At 67.8% G+C, this 14,014-nt stretch carries 12 protein-coding genes; 9 read left to right on the top strand and 3 right to left on the bottom strand.

Annotation, left to right across the window (positions count from 1 at the left end; genetic code table 11):
- The first annotated feature begins 204 nt into the window (after positions 1–204).
- Entirely contained in the window at positions 205–465 is a 261-nt protein-coding gene (locus tag ACN22W_RS24150; RefSeq protein ID WP_419689686.1) for a FecR/PupR family sigma factor regulator, read from the top strand.
- 212 nt (positions 466–677) lie between these two features.
- Here the strand turns inward: ACN22W_RS24150 and ACN22W_RS24145 are convergent, their stop codons facing one another.
- Positions 678–1,502 carry a hypothetical protein gene (locus ACN22W_RS24145; protein WP_419689685.1) on the bottom strand — a complete coding sequence of 275 codons (825 nt, stop codon included), beginning with the start codon at positions 1,500–1,502 and terminating at the stop codon, positions 678–680.
- Positions 1,503–1,666: 164 nt separating this feature from the next.
- Between ACN22W_RS24145 and ACN22W_RS24140 the strand changes: the two genes are divergently transcribed.
- Positions 1,667–3,319, top strand: a complete 1,653-nt coding sequence (locus ACN22W_RS24140) for a type II toxin-antitoxin system Phd/YefM family antitoxin (protein ID WP_419689684.1) — start codon at positions 1,667–1,669, stop codon at positions 3,317–3,319.
- A gap of 311 nt (positions 3,320–3,630) precedes the next feature.
- Here ACN22W_RS24140 and gspK read toward each other — a convergent pair whose 3' ends face one another.
- The gene (gene gspK, locus ACN22W_RS24135) at positions 3,631–4,626 is read right to left on the bottom strand and encodes a type II secretion system minor pseudopilin GspK (RefSeq protein WP_193100226.1); all 996 of its coding nucleotides are present in this window, start codon (positions 4,624–4,626) and stop codon (positions 3,631–3,633) included.
- A gap of 33 nt (positions 4,627–4,659) precedes the next feature.
- Positions 4,660–5,226 carry a hypothetical protein gene (locus ACN22W_RS24130; RefSeq protein ID WP_419689683.1) on the bottom strand — a complete coding sequence of 189 codons (567 nt, stop codon included), beginning with the start codon at positions 5,224–5,226 and terminating at the stop codon, positions 4,660–4,662.
- An 805-nt stretch (positions 5,227–6,031) separates the two neighbouring features.
- On the opposite strand from ACN22W_RS24130, the gene ACN22W_RS24125 reads away from it, so the two are divergent.
- From ACN22W_RS24125 to ACN22W_RS24095, 7 genes are all read left to right on the top strand, one after another.
- Positions 6,032–7,675 carry a ShlB/FhaC/HecB family hemolysin secretion/activation protein gene (locus ACN22W_RS24125; protein ID WP_419689682.1) on the top strand — a complete coding sequence of 548 codons (1,644 nt, stop codon included), beginning with the start codon at positions 6,032–6,034 and terminating at the stop codon, positions 7,673–7,675.
- A 67-nt stretch (positions 7,676–7,742) separates the two neighbouring features.
- Entirely contained in the window at positions 7,743–9,548 is a 1,806-nt protein-coding gene (locus ACN22W_RS24120) for a DUF2341 domain-containing protein (protein WP_419689681.1), read from the top strand.
- Positions 9,549–9,576: 28 nt separating this feature from the next.
- Entirely contained in the window at positions 9,577–9,984 is a 408-nt protein-coding gene (locus tag ACN22W_RS24115) for an ExbD/TolR family protein (protein ID WP_048247341.1), read from the top strand.
- 8 nt (positions 9,985–9,992) lie between these two features.
- Complete coding sequence (locus tag ACN22W_RS24110) at positions 9,993–10,691, top strand: TonB family protein (RefSeq protein ID WP_419689680.1); 699 nt, start codon at positions 9,993–9,995, stop codon at positions 10,689–10,691.
- Positions 10,692–10,791: 100 nt separating this feature from the next.
- On the top strand, positions 10,792–12,606 hold the full coding sequence (locus ACN22W_RS24105) for a putative porin (RefSeq protein WP_129515236.1): 1,815 nt from the start codon (positions 10,792–10,794) through the stop codon (positions 12,604–12,606).
- 12 nt (positions 12,607–12,618) lie between these two features.
- Positions 12,619–13,296, top strand: a complete 678-nt coding sequence (locus ACN22W_RS24100; RefSeq protein ID WP_419689679.1) for a hypothetical protein — start codon at positions 12,619–12,621, stop codon at positions 13,294–13,296.
- A gap of 58 nt (positions 13,297–13,354) precedes the next feature.
- Positions 13,355–13,948, top strand: coding sequence for a YbjN domain-containing protein (locus ACN22W_RS24095; RefSeq protein ID WP_419689678.1), 594 nt, complete (start codon positions 13,355–13,357; stop codon positions 13,946–13,948).
- The last annotated feature ends 66 nt before the right edge of the window (positions 13,949–14,014 follow it).

The following is a 14,014-nucleotide window of genomic DNA, read 5'->3' as shown; positions in this document are numbered from 1 at the left end:
CTCCTTTCCGGCTGTCCGCGCACTGCGGGTTACGGCCGTCCGATACGACCTGATCAATGAGGGCCGGCAAACGCCGGGCTGTCTGTCATGGCGGCCCGGTGGAGCGTCGTCGGACCCGAGGCGTGTGTGGCAAGCGCCCCGGCCGCGCAACGATGCGCGGTGCGGGGAATGTGTGTCGATGGAGCTTCGGGCGGTGGCGTGATCATGAACGAATCGCAACGGGATGCGGATTCCGGCGACGCGAACACGCGTGCCGACGCGATCCGCGAGGGCGCGGTGCGCTGGCTGCTGTGGCTGCGCGCCGGCGACACGACGGAAGAGGAACTCGACGCTTTCGCACGCTGGCGCGCGCTGAGCGACGAGCATGCGCGCACGGTTCGCGAGCTGATCTGGATGTGGGCCGTGCTGGAGACGGTCGGCCGCCAGGAGCCAGGTGAGCCGGGCGGGTCGACGCGCACGCACTGATGCGGTGCACGGGTGTCGCAAGAAAGTCTGCGGGTTAGGCGGGTTCGCTTCGACCTTGTATATGAGAGAGCGAGGGGGCCGTGAAGAGGGGGCGTAGAGCGGGACCGGGGGGCGGCTTGGCCCCCGGCACCGCTGACGCGGCGGGGCGGCGTGTGGCGAGGTCTTGCCGGCCGAGCCCCGGAAGCCCGGATTCACGCGTCGGGATTCAGGATTCAGGATGGCGCCCCGTGCTGCAGGCCGGCGCGTGCGCCGCTCCACGCGGCGTCGAGCGGATCGCCGGCGTCGCGCAGCGGCTCGCGCAGAAACGGAAAGCGTTCGACGAACGGTGCGGATTCTTGCAAGGCCACGATATGGTTGACCATCCATTGCAGCAGCTCGCCGCCGTGCCGGACCTGTTCCGCGCGCCAGTCCGGCATCGTCGAGAAGAGTGCCGAGAAGCCGCTCCAGCGCGACGGACGGTCGTTGTCGCCGGGCCGGAAATAGGTGTTCATCGCAACGTCGTGCGCGTCGGTCAGCGTGCCGACGAACAACCCGTGCGGCGTCGGCACGCCGATCTGCTGCCAGCCTTCCGCGAGTGCCAGCGAGCGCATCACGCGCGCCGCGACGAACGCGATGCGCGTTTCATGTTCGATTTCCGCGAGCGACATCACGCCGTTGCGCTGCATGCAGCGCGCGACCGCATGCGGCCGGATCGCGTTCGACGCGAAGCTGCGCAGCACGAGGTCGGGCACTGTCAATTGAAGCTGGAATTCGCGCAGGCCGTGCTCGGCGCTCATCGTCGAGAAGTTGACGAACAGCCCTTCGGCATGACCGAGCGCGCCGACGTACGGCTCGAGCCCGAGGCGCGCGAGCTTCGGTGCGATCTGGCGTTCGAGCAGCCGCATCAGGTTGCGGCGGTTGCGCACGCCGGTGAAATCGTCGATGCCGCGCGTGACGACGTCACTGATTTCCCAGCGGCGCTCGTCGGCGACGAGCCGCGGAGAGCCGCTCAGGTCGAACCGGGCGCGGCCGTGGGCCACGCGTGGATCTACGTACATGCCGGTGCCTCGTGCATCGATTGCGGGCGGACCGCCGCGACGGCGCGGCGTCGCGCGGATCGGGTCGCCCACGATGCTGCGGCGTCGAAAACGCTTCGTCAAGTGCGATTGCGCCGCGCCGCGGTCACGCGAGTGCAGCCGGACGAACAGTGTGGAGTGAACGGATGATGCGCACGATCGTGGAACGCTTCGTCGAACAGAGCCCGATGACGATCATGACGCGGCTCGTGCTGCAATGCGCGCTGCATGACGACTGGATCGACAGCGCGGCCGAAGCCGACGAAGAGCCCGACGACGAGTCGATCCGCGAGACGCTGTTCGCGCTGGCGGTCGACGCGATCGCGGCGCTTGCCGCGCGGGCGCAGACGCCGCAGGCGGTGGCCGCAGGCGCGCTGTCCGCGTCCGGCGCCGCCGTGGCCGCGCTCCACGACGGCATGAGCCGATGGCGGGCCGGCTGGGGGCGCGCGCTCGTCAGGGACAGCGTCGACCTGCTGTTGCCCGTCGCGGCGGCGCGGGCCGACGAACGTGCGCGCGCGCTCGGCGGGATGCGGCTGCGCGTGCTGGACGGCGCGGGCGACGGTTGCGCGCCCGGTGCCACTGGCTGCGGTTGCGGCCGTGCCTGCGACGACCCGGCACGCGATGCGGCGATGGGCCTGACCGGCGCACGCGTGCTGCCGGTCTACGATCCGGATCTCGCGATGATCGTCGATCTGCTGCCGGTCGAACGCGGCCGCTCGCATGAACGGGCGTTCGTCGGCGCGCTGCTGGAAACGGTGAGGCCCGGCGAGCTGTGGATCGTCGATGGCCGTTTCGATACCGATGCGATCGTGTCGGGCTGGCCGCGCCGCGGCGGCGCGTTCGTGCTTCGCGACTATGGCAACCCGGCGGCATGCCGGCCGCTAGGCGGCTGGCGCGATGCCGGTCGCCTCGATACCGGGTACCTCCGCGAGCAGGCCGTTGGCATCGCGGGCGACGGCGACGTGGCCGGTACGCTCAGGCGGATCGAATGGCGCGATCACACGCTCGACGGCAGTCCGGGCGCGACGATCGCGGTGCTGACGAACTTGCCGGTCGAGCAGTTCGACGCGTGCCAGGTCATGCAGTTGTCGCGCCGTCGCTGGCGCGACGTGCTGCCGTTGCCGCTCGACCCCGTGCTCGGCGCCACGCTGTTCGGCGGCGTACCTGCGCGTGCGTCGTTGCTCGCGAGCGGCATCGCGGCATTCGCGTACAACGCGTTCAGCGTGATGACGCGTGTCGTCGTCGGCGCGCTCGGCCTTGACGAACGCGACGCGGAACGCGTGCCGGTGCATATCGCCGACAGTGTCGCGGCAACCTATGCGGGGATGATGATCGCGCTGCCGCCGGGCTGGTGGCGGCGCTACGATCAGCTACCGGCGACGACGCTCGGCCAGATCGTGCGGATGCTCGCGGTGCACGTCGATCCGCGCAGCGAGCGGCGCAAGCGCCGCGACAACCGGTTGTCCGCGAAGTCGCAGGCGCTGCTGCGCGCGGCGACGCTCGAACACCTGCTGCACGACGACGGCGGCGATCCGGCCGCGAACGTGTTCAGCCTGCGCACGATCGCGATGGCGACGCGCGACTTCAGCAGCAATCCGTCGAAGGCGTTGCGGCATGCGGGCGAGGCACTCGTGATGGTCACGAAGTACAACCGGCCGATCGCGCTGCTCGTGTCGATCGACGACTGGAACCGGCTGCTGGGCGAAGTGCGCGAGACGAATCTCACGCGGCTGTCGTTCGACTGCGCGGCAGCGCAGGGTGTGCGTTCCGTCGCGTTGAGCGAATCGTCGCTGAACTAGCCTGCGGTTCGCGCTGCCTAGGGCCTGTTCCCGCTAATAACGGGCTTGCGCTGGCCCCCAGAAGGGCCGAGCGCAAGGACTGCGACGAAGCGAATACTCGACGTATTCGCGAGGAGCATGACGCGGCGATCGGCCCTTCTGGGGGCCAGCCCCACGAATGTTTTTTTCCAAACAGGGGAACGTGCCTTGCCGGCCGCATTGCGGCGTCGCGCGTCGCTTGTTTGGCGCGGCCAAACGGCGCTCCTTGCTTCTTGCACTGCGACCGGCAAGGCACGTTCGCAAGCCCGTTATTAGCGGGAACAGGCCCTGGTTCAGCTCGTGAGCCGATGGACCCAGATCACCGACGTCCACGTGAAATTGCCGCTGCCGTAGCGCGCGATCAGCGTGTCGACGCGCGCGTTGATGCGTGCCGAATGCACGCGGCAATGCACGAGGAAGTAGATGCTGTTGACGCCGACGGCCGATCCGTCCGGCAGCGTCGGATTGCCGCCGCGCGCGGGCAGCAGGTATTCGGCGATGTCGCCGGTGCTGACGAAGTACGCGGTGGCGCGCCGGTCGACGAGCCGCTTGGCCTGGCTGGCCGACAGGGTCGGAATCGCGGCGACCAGCACGGGCTCGGCCGCGGTATTGGCGTTGACGGTGGTCAGGTCCGGCAGGATCGTCGCGAACGGCGCCAGCGTGTCGATCGCATGCGCGTCGTAGCCGGGGATGCGCGCGAGATCGTCGATGGAAACGAGTTGCAGCGGCCAGCCGTCGGGGCCGTTCGTGTCGCGCAGCGAGCGCAGCATGTAGTCGGCCGTCAGCTGGGCGAGCGCGGGATCGAGCGATAGCTGGCCGAGCAGCCGCCGATACGCCAGCACGCCTTCGCCGTTGGCCTGCCACGGCTTGCCGGGCGCGACGCGCGACACGAGGTTGGTCAGGTTGAAGCGCGCCTGCGCATCCTCGACATGGCCGGAAATCCACGCGCGCGACAGTTCCGCGTTGACGGCCGCGGCGTCGGGCGGCAGCAGGTCCGCAAGCTGCACGTCGGCGGCCGGCGACGACCACGGCTGGCCGACGAACGTGACGTTCGACGTCGCGCTCTGTGCGCGCAGCGTCGCACGCGCCCATTCGACCGCCGCGCGCTCGACCCACATCGTCTGCGTCGCGAGCCGCTGGTTCTCCACGTCGCGCGTCGCGACCTGCTGGCGCCACAGCACGCTTGCCGCGAGCGTGGCGGCCAGCGCGACGACGAGCAGCACCGTCACGATCGCGATACCGCGTTCGCGCGGCGCTCGCGCATTCCCGAACCTTCCGTCTCGATGCATTCGCTTGGCTCCCGCAATGGCGCGCGACGGCGCTCAGTCGACGAACGCCAGCCACGCGTGTGCGATGCTCGCATGCGCAGATGACGTGACGCCGAACATCGCGGTGAGCCCGGCCACCCAGAACGCGAGCGTCGCGGCATGTGTGCCGTCGGCGCTCACCGCGAGTGGACCGACCAGCGACGCGATCGAATGCGAGCGCCACAGCAGCAGCACGAACAGCGCGCAGCCGACCGCCATCGCGACGAAGAACAGGTAAAGCGCGACCGTCGAACGCCGCGTGAACGGCGTGCGGTGATGGCGCTGGTTCGCCGCGACGATCGCGGCGCCGTTTGCGACCGGCACGATCGCCATCGCGAGCATCCAGAACAGCGGCTGATCGCTCGACGCGTTGATCAGCAGCAGCGTGCCGATCGTCCAGATCGGCGGCGCGAGCAACGTGAGCACGACCCACGACACCAGATGCCAGGCCAGCCAGGGCGCGCGCCAGCGCAACGGGCGCCGTGCCGCGGCAAAGGCGGCGGACGGCCGCCGGCCGGCGGTCGCGGCATCGCCGGCAAGGCGCCCGGCGAGCCACCGTACGAACATCGTGGCGAATGACATGGAGGAATCCCGTCGTTGACGTGTTTGGTTTTTACCCAATAGCTAGGACGAAGCGAGCGGCCACAAACCGCAGGATTTCGCATGACCGGGACGTTTCCTGCGGCGCCGCATCACGAAGGCGGTGCGCGGAAACGGTCTCGCACGCATCTCGTGAATATCTTCAGTGGAATGTCACAAAAACTTCCCGGTTGAAACCTGAGGATTGTCGTGCCGCACGAAAGGGCAACGCGCCAGGCGCGTCGCCTTCGGAGCGGCAACACGTTTGCCGGCGATCGCGCACGAGCGCGACGTCCACGAGCCTTGACGGCCATGGCGGACGAAACGCACACGAAACGGGGGCCACGCACATTCCTGCGCAACGTCCCGCGCGATTCGCGCGGGCTGCCGTTGCGCGCGCATTGCAGGCCGCACGCTGGCGGCCGTGTCTCGCTTCGGGCGTCGCGTCGGACGGCCCGCAAAAAAAAGTTTGCGGCAATGCGCGCCCGGTTCCGTCTAGGTAGGTGAGAGCGGCGACTCGAGCGCCGCACACGATCGTCGTTGCCGACCGACGCAGCAGTGCCGCTGCGTCGTCAGGTGGCCGATCGTGACGATGCGCGCCGGAGGTTGCGGGTTTTCCGGATTCGCTTCGTCCTTTCCGGTAGATGCGTCGAGCGCACCGGGTACGGGAATCGGGAAAGGCATCGAGCAAATAATGCTAAGGATGACGAATAAATCGTCATCAAAGTGAAACAGGCATTTGATAGCGGAGCAAGCGGCTGGCGCGGTGCGCTTCGTTGCGATCCGGAACAACAAAGGGGAATGGCGCATGCCGCCGAGAGTAGACCGCAAGTCACGCGAACGATGGCGGCTGAAGTGCCGATGCCTGGCCGGCGCCGTGCTGGTCGGAGGGCTGGGCCTCGCGCCGGGCATTCATGCGCAGGAAGCCGCACCGGCCGCGAAGACGGCCCCGCAGACGTTCGACGTGAATGCCTTCGTGGTGCGCGGCAACACGACGTTGCCGACGCTCGAGATCGAGAAGGCCGTGTATCCGTTCGAAGGTCCCGGGCGGACGCTCGCCGACGTGAATGCGGCACGCGACGCATTGCAGAAGGCGTACCAGGAGCGCGGCTACCAGTCAGTCGTCGTCGAGCTGCCGCAGCAGCAGGTAAAGAACGGCGTGATCCTGCTGCAGGTGGTCGAGGCGAAGGTCGGCCGGTTGCGCGTCGACGGCGCGCAATACAACTCGCCGCAGAACATTCGCGACGCGGTGCCCGCGCTGGCCGAAGGCCAGGTGCCCGATTTCAACCAGGCGCAGCAGCAGCTCACCGACCTGAACCGCTCGGCGGACCGGCAGGTGATCCCGGTGCTCAAGCCGGGCGCGATGCCGCAGACGGTCGATGTCGACCTGAAGGTCGACGATCACAGCCCGCTGCACGGCACGCTCGAACTGAACAACGACAACAGCCCCGGCACGTCAACGCTGCGCACCAGCGCGAGCCTCAGCTACTCGAATCTGTGGCAACTCGGCCACGTGATTTCCGGCACCTATGTGCTCGCGCCGCAGCATCCGAACGACGCGCGTGTCTACGCGTTCTCGTATCTCGCGCCGATCAAGGATTCGCGCTGGAGCTTCCTCGCGACGGTCGTGCACTCGGACAGCAACGTCGCGTCGGTCGGCAATACCAACGTGCTCGGCAAGGGCACGACGTTCGGCTTCACCGCGATCTATTCGCTGCCGGCATCGGAAACCTACGCGCATTCGGTCAGCGTCGAGATCGACCGCAAGCATTACGACGAGAACGTGTCGCAGCCGGGCCAGGGAATCTCGACGGCGCCGCTCACCTACGTGCCGGTGACGCTGTCGTACAACGGCCAGCTGAGCCTGAAGAACTCGCAGACGTCGTTCTCCGCGTCGATGACGACGAACATCCGCGGCCTCGGCAGCGACTGGGGCGCATGGGACAACAAGCGCTACAACGCGACGCCCGATTTCGTGTACGGCAAGTTCGACGTCAACCACACGCAGCGCTTCGCGAACGACATGCAGGCCAATGCGCACGTGAACGCGCAGATCTCGAACTCGCCGCTCGTGTCGAGCGAGCAGTTCGCCGCGGGCGGGATGAACAGCGTGCGCGGCTACATGCAGGCCGAGAACACGGCCGACAGCGGCGTGATCGCGTCGCTCGAAGTGCGCAGCCCGTCGCTCGCGAAGTGGCTCGGCGGCGCGGTCGGCAGCCGCCTGAACGAGTGGCGCTTCCACGCGTTCTTCGATGCCGCGCACCTGTGGCTGCTGAGCCCGCTGCCGGAGCAGACGTCGCGTTTCAACCTGATGAGCGTCGGCGTCGGCACACGGCTGCAGATCATGAAGTATGCGAGCGCGGATTTCGAGGCCGGGTGGCCGCTGAAGGCGGGCGTCTATACGCGGCAGTACAGCCCGCGGTTCGATTTCTACGTAAGGCTGGGGTTCTGACGGATTTTTTTTGACCGTGCCGGGGCGAAGCGACGAGCGCGGCGCCCGCACATTCGGGGAGTGGATCGTGAAGCGAGTCTTGTTTTTCCTGTTGGCGGTGATGCTCGGCGTGCTGCCCGGCATCGCGAACGCATGGTGGCAGAACGACTGGTCGTACCGGAAGGCGATCACGATCGACGCGAGCGCGAAGGGCGCGAATCTCGCCGAGTCGGCCGGCCGCGTGCCGCTGCTGATTCGCCTGCACTCGGGCAACTTCCAGTTCGACGGGCTGGCCGACAACGGCGCCGATATCCGCTTCGTCGCCGCCGACGACAAGACGCCGCTGAATTACCACGTCGAGCAATACGATCCGGTGCTCGGCGTCGCACTGATCTGGGTCGACATTCCGAAGATGCCGGCCGGCGCCGCGGAGTCGATCTGGATGTACTACGGCAACAAGAAGGCGCCGGACGGCAGCAAGCCGGCCGAGACCTTCGATGCCGACTACACGCTCGTCTACCACTTCAACGGCGCGGCGGGTGCGCCGCCGAAGGATATGACCGCGTACGGCAACAATGCGCAGAACGCATCGTTCCGCACGGTCGAGGACGGCATCGTCGGCAAGGGCGCACGGTTCGACGGCAGCGGGTCGCTGACGCTGCCGGCGAGCCCGTCGCTGAACCTGGCTGCCGGCGGCAGCTTCACGTTCAGCGCGTGGGTGAAGCCGTCGGCGCTGGCACCGAACACGCTGCTGTACAGCCGCCGCGACGGTGCGAACGCGCTGCTGATCGGCCTCGACAACGGCGTGCCGTTCGCGCAGGTCGACGGCGCCGCCAACAGCACGGCGCCGGTGCGGACGCCGGCCGCCGCGCCGGTCGCCGCGAACCAGTGGACGTATCTGGCCGTCACGGCCGACGGCAAGAACCTGACCGTCTACGTGAACGGCAAGCAGGCCGCGCAGGTCGCGGCGACGCTGCCCGCGCTGAACGGCGTGGCGACGATCGGCGCGGATGCGGCCGGTGCACCGGCCGGGCTGGCCGCCTACACGGGCGCGCTCGACGAACTGCGGTTGTCGAAGATCGCGCGCTCGCCGGCCGCGCTCGCCGTCGATGCGCTCGCGCAGGGCTCGGAATCGAAGCTGGTCGCGTATGGCGCCGACGAGAAGCAGTCGGGCTTCGGCTTCGGTTACTTCGGCGTGATCGTGCAGTCGGTGACGGTCGATGCGTGGGTCGTGATCGCGATCCTGCTCGGCATGGCAGTCGTGTCGTGGGTCGTGATGTGGACGAAGGCGCGTTACGTCGGCACCGTCGACAAGGCGAACCTGTATTTCGTGCAGCGCTTTCGCGAAGTGGCCGGACGTCACCTGGTCGGTCTCGCGCATGTCGACGAAGCGAGCGACGACGGTCGCCGGCTGTACCAGTCGTCGCTGTACCGGCTGTACAAGGCCGGCGTGCATGAAATCCACAGCCGCGTGGACGGCAACGGCCGCACGGTGATCACGTCCGAATCGATCGAGGCGATCCGCGCGTCGATGGACGCGACGCTCGTGCGCGAGAACCAGCGGCTGTCGAAATCGATGGTGCTGCTGACGATCGCGATTTCGGGCGGCCCGTTCCTTGGCCTGCTCGGCACGGTGGTCGGCGTGATGATCACGTTCGCGGCGATCGCGGCAGCCGGCGACGTGAACGTGAACGCGATCGCACCGGGTATCGCGGCCGCGCTGCTCGCGACGGTGACGGGCCTGTTCGTCGCGATTCCCGCGCTGTTTGGCTACAACTACCTGCTGATCCGCAACAAGAACGTGACCGCGAACATGCAGGTGTTCGTCGACGAATTCGTCACGCGCCTCGCCGAAGCGCATCGCACGCCCGATCACGCGGTGCTGGCCGACTGACCGCACTGAACGCACGCAGGAGATCACCATGCAGGTTCAGGACGACGACAAGCCGTACGACGACATCAACATCACGCCGATGCTCGACCTCGCGTACGTGCTGCTGATCATCTTCATCATCATGACGACCGCGTCGGTGCAGGGCATCAAGGTCGATCTGCCGAAGGCGAGCTCGTCCGCGAGTCTCGCGAAACCGAAGACGAAGGCGATCACGGTCGCCGATTCGGGGCAGGTCTTCCTCGATGCGTACCCGGTGACGATGGACGAGCTCGAGAGCCGGCTGCGTACCGAGAAGGCGACCAATCCGGAATTCCCGATCGTGCTGAAGGGCGACGCGGCCGTGCAGTACCAGAAGGTCATGGACGTGCTCGACCTGCTGCGCCGCCTCGACCTGTCGCAAGTCGGTCTCGTGACCGGCAGGGCGAAGCAGGGTTAGGGCGCGCAATGGAAATGACCTACAACGGCGGCCCGCCGGACAAGGGCCCCGGCCGCTACGTGAAGCCCGTCGTGATCGCGCTCGTGCTCGCGGGGCTGGCCGCGCTGATCTGGCGTTTCGCGGGCGATACCGCGGGCGTGAAGCGCGTGAGCGCGCCGCAGGTGACGACGGTGATCCCGTTGCCGCCGCCACCGCCGCCGCCGAAACAGAAGCCGCCACCCGAGAAGGTGAAGGAAGAGGTCAAGACGCCGATCGACCGGCCGACGATCGCGCCGAAGCCGTCCGAAGCGCCGAAGCCGTCGGACAACCAGCCGAAGCAGATGACGATGAATGCCGATGCGCAGGCCGGCAGCGACAACTTCGGCATCGGCGCGGGCGACGGCTCCGGAATGATCGGCAGCGGCGGGGGCGGCAAGTTCGGCAATGCGAGCTACGCGCAATACATGGTGTACGTGCTGCAGCGCGCGATCGAGCAGGACAAGGGCGTGCAGGAGGCCGGCGGCGCGCGCTTCGCGGGCAACCTGAACCTGTGGATGGATCCGTCGGGGCGAATCACGAAGGTGACGATCGCGCAGTCGACCGGCGACGCGAAGATCGATGCGGCCGTGGTCGCGGCGGTCGAAGCGCTCGGCAAGGTCGACGAGGCGCCGCCACCCGCGACCGCGTATCCGGTGCTCGTCAAGCTCCAGGGACGCAAGCCGGCATGACGACGCTGACGATGCGCGCGCGAAACGACGAAAGAATCATGGGGCAGCGCCATCGCACGGTTGCTGCCGGAAAAGAAACGAAAATTGTTCGGAGTGCTCGATGATTCGTAAGATGAACGGACGGGGTGGGGTGCCCCGCAACGGCGCGCTGCCCGCGCGCCTGTCGCGCGTCGGCGCGGCGGTGCTGACGCTCGGGCTGACGTGCGCGTCCGCCGCGCACGGGCAGTCGCTCGAAGCGCAGGCGGCATCGGGGAAGGCCGCGCCGACGGAGAGCGTGGTGATCAACCTGATCAACCTGCTGGTCAAGCGCGGCGTGCTCACGCAGCAGAACGCGAACGAGCTGATCAGCGAGGCACGCACGGAAGCCGTGCAGGCGAGGGCCTCGCGAGGGGCCGGCGCACCCGTGGTAGCCGGCGCCGGTGTGGTCAACCCGCCGACGCAGCCGGGCGACGTCGCGGTGCCGTACGTGCCGCAGCTCGTGCGCGACCAGATCCGCGACCAGGTGAAGCAGGAAGTGATCGCGCAGGCGAAGGCCGAGAACTGGGCGCAGCCGAACACGTTCCCCGACTGGGTGTCGCGCATCAAGCTCGACGGCGATCTGCGCGTGCGCGACGAATACCATTTCTACGGCAGCCGCAACGCGAACAACGTGACGAACTTCGCGGCGATCAACCAGGGCGGCGGGTTCGACATCAACCCGAACACCAACACGACGCAGCTGCCGACGCAGAACACCACGCAGAACCGCAACAACCTGCTGCGCTATCGCGCGCGGCTCGGCGTGACGGCGACGCTGTCCGACGACATGATCGCCGGCATCCAGCTCGCGAGCGGCAACGACAACGGGCCGGTGTCGACCACGTCGACCGCCGGCGGCGGCTTCGCGAAGAAGAACATCTGGCTGAACAAGGCGTTCTTCGCGTACAAGCCGACGTCGTGGCTGAACCTGACGGCCGGCCGTTTCGACAATCCATTCTTCAAGTCGGACCTGGTGTTCTCCGACGACCTGATGATGGACGGGCTCGCCGCGAACCTGCGCCATGCGCTGCCGTGGAATCCCGACGTCACGCTGTTCGGCACGCTCGGCGTGTTCCCGATCCAGTACACGAGCGAGAACTTCCCGTCGAACAGCACCGACAAGGCTGGCAGCGACACGAAGTGGATGTTCGGCGCGCAGTTCGGCGCGGACTGGAAGATCGATGCGAAGAACCGGCTGCGCGGCGCGGTCGCGTACTACGACTTCCAGAACATGCGCGGCACGCTGTCGTCACCGTGCGCGCTGGGGCAAGGCCCGACGAACTGCAGTACCGACAACGAGGCGCCGACGTTCATGCAGGGCGGCAATACGCTGATCGCGCTGCGCAACATCGTGCAGAACCCGCAACTTGCGCCGGGGATGACGCCGCAGCCGCAGCTCTTCGGGCTCGCGTACAACTACCGGCTGCTGGACCTGAAGGCGCAGTGGGATACGGTGGTGGCCGATCGCTTCAAGCTGCGCCTGGACGGCGAATACGTGCGCAACCTCGCGTACAACGACAACAAGGCATTCGCCGCGGCGTCGCTGCCGGTCAACAACTACGAATCGACGTCGGTGAACGCGACGCGCGCCGACTACCGCAGCGGGCCGAACGGCTTCCTCGCGAAGGCGACGATCGGCGAGCCGGAGCCGCGCGAGAAGGGCCAGTGGAACTTCTCGATCGCGTACAAGTACCTGCAGCCGGACGCCGTGCTCGACGCGTTCAACGATCCCGATTTCCATCTCGGCGGCACCAATGCGCGCGGCTACGTGCTCGGCGCCGCGTATGCGGTCGCACGCGACACGTGGGTGTCGGCCCGCTACCTGAGCTCGAAGGAAGTGTACGGGCCGCCGGTATCGATCGACGTGCTGCAGATCGAGCTCAATGCTCGCTTCTGACCGGAGCCGCGAATGAACACCACCTTTCGCACGATGTTCTCGGCCGGCGTGGCCGGCGCGCTGCTGTTCGCGGCCGCCTGCGCGCACGCGCAGAGCATCGAGGACAAGCTGCGCAGCCAGTTGCGCTCGACCGTGCAGGAGCTGCGCCAGCTGCAGGACAACCAGGCGCAATTGCAGACCGACAAGGCGGCGGCCGAGAAGCAGCGCGACGACGCGCTCGCGCAACTGAAGGCGCTGCAGGGGCAACTCGCGACGGCGCGCGGCGATTCGGGCGCCGAGGCGGCCGCGAAGCGCGCGCTCGCGCAGGAGCGGGCGGGCCGCGAGCAGGACGCGAAGTCGCTGGCGAAATACAAGTCGTCCTACGAGGATCTGCTCGCCGTGTCGCGTGCCCGCGATGCGCAGCACACGCAACTGCAGAAGGATGTTGCCGCGCGTGACACGCAACTGAAAACCTGCCAGGCACACAATGCCGACCTGTATCGCGTGGGGCACGAGATTCTCGACGCGTACGAGCATGTCGGGTTCGGCACGCTGTTCTCGTCGCGGCAGCCGTTCGCGCAATCGGCGCGCGTGAAGTACGACGATCTCGCGCAACGCTACGGCGATGCGCTGTATGCGGGCAAGTACGACCCGGCTGCGCGCCCGGCCGTCGCGGTGCCGGCATCGGCCGCATCCGCGAATGCGCAGTGAACGCGGTTCCGGCGCCGGGCATCAACCGATCGATTCGATGAATACGGGGAAGACAGACATGCAAGACAAGCAACCGAACGCCGGCGACGAACGCGCGGCACACGATGCGCCGATCGAAGCGATCAGCGCCGACCGCCTGGCCGACGTGCTGCGCCGCGCGGGCTACCGCGTGACGGCGGCCGAGCAGAACGGCACGGTGCAACTGATGAGCGCGAGCCAGGGCATCGGTTTCGCGGTGCGCTTCGGCAATCCGGCCACCGCGCCGGCGTCGCAGGGCACCGATGCCGAAGCCGCCGCGCAGCCGTACATCGACTACACGCTGTCGTGCGTGCTGCAGGTGCAGGGCGAATTGCCGACCGAACTCGTCGCGGACTGGAACCGGACCAAGCGCTTCGCGCGTCTCGCGAGCCACGGGCCGTTTCTCGCGCTGGAGATGGACGTGGTCGTCGCGGGCGGCGTGTCCGAGCGCTACCTGTGCTCGACGATCGAGCTGTGGGACCGGCTGATCCAGGAATTCCTGCTGCACCTGCGCAATCGTCCGGCCATGGCCGAGCAGGACGCGGCGCGGGCGGCGGCGAGCGAACCCGTCAGCGCATCGGCCGCCGGAGCGGCCACCGAGGCGGCTGGAATCGAGGCTGCCGCGCAGTCATGATCGCCGTGAGCCGGATCGGCGCCGTGTGCGCCGGCACGGCGTCCGCATTTCAAGAACAATCGAGAG

This window comes from Burkholderia theae, assembly GCF_048565265.1.
In the GTDB taxonomy this organism is placed as follows: domain Bacteria; phylum Pseudomonadota; class Gammaproteobacteria; order Burkholderiales; family Burkholderiaceae; genus Burkholderia; species Burkholderia theae.
Note: the sequence above shows the minus strand (reverse complement) of the source record. Positions and strands in the feature narration are given on the sequence as shown.

Bases quoted from the DNA above. Each gene is read 5' to 3' on its own strand.
- ACN22W_RS24150 (WP_419689686.1), top strand. From the start codon at position 205: ATGAACGAATCGCAACGGGATGCGGATTCCGGCGACGCGAACACGCGT.
- ACN22W_RS24145 (WP_419689685.1), bottom strand. From the start codon at position 1,502: ATGTACGTAGATCCACGCGTGGCCCACGGCCGCGCCCGGTTCGACCTG.
- ACN22W_RS24140 (WP_419689684.1), top strand. From the start codon at position 1,667: ATGATGCGCACGATCGTGGAACGCTTCGTCGAACAGAGCCCGATGACG.
- gspK (WP_193100226.1), bottom strand. From the start codon at position 4,626: ATGCATCGAGACGGAAGGTTCGGGAATGCGCGAGCGCCGCGCGAACGC.
- ACN22W_RS24130 (WP_419689683.1), bottom strand. From the start codon at position 5,226: ATGTCATTCGCCACGATGTTCGTACGGTGGCTCGCCGGGCGCCTTGCC.
- ACN22W_RS24125 (WP_419689682.1), top strand. From the start codon at position 6,032: ATGCCGCCGAGAGTAGACCGCAAGTCACGCGAACGATGGCGGCTGAAG.
- ACN22W_RS24115 (WP_048247341.1), top strand. From the start codon at position 9,577: ATGCAGGTTCAGGACGACGACAAGCCGTACGACGACATCAACATCACG.
- ACN22W_RS24110 (WP_419689680.1), top strand. From the start codon at position 9,993: ATGGAAATGACCTACAACGGCGGCCCGCCGGACAAGGGCCCCGGCCGC.
- ACN22W_RS24105 (WP_129515236.1), top strand. From the start codon at position 10,792: ATGATTCGTAAGATGAACGGACGGGGTGGGGTGCCCCGCAACGGCGCG.
- ACN22W_RS24100 (WP_419689679.1), top strand. From the start codon at position 12,619: ATGAACACCACCTTTCGCACGATGTTCTCGGCCGGCGTGGCCGGCGCG.
- ACN22W_RS24095 (WP_419689678.1), top strand. From the start codon at position 13,355: ATGCAAGACAAGCAACCGAACGCCGGCGACGAACGCGCGGCACACGAT.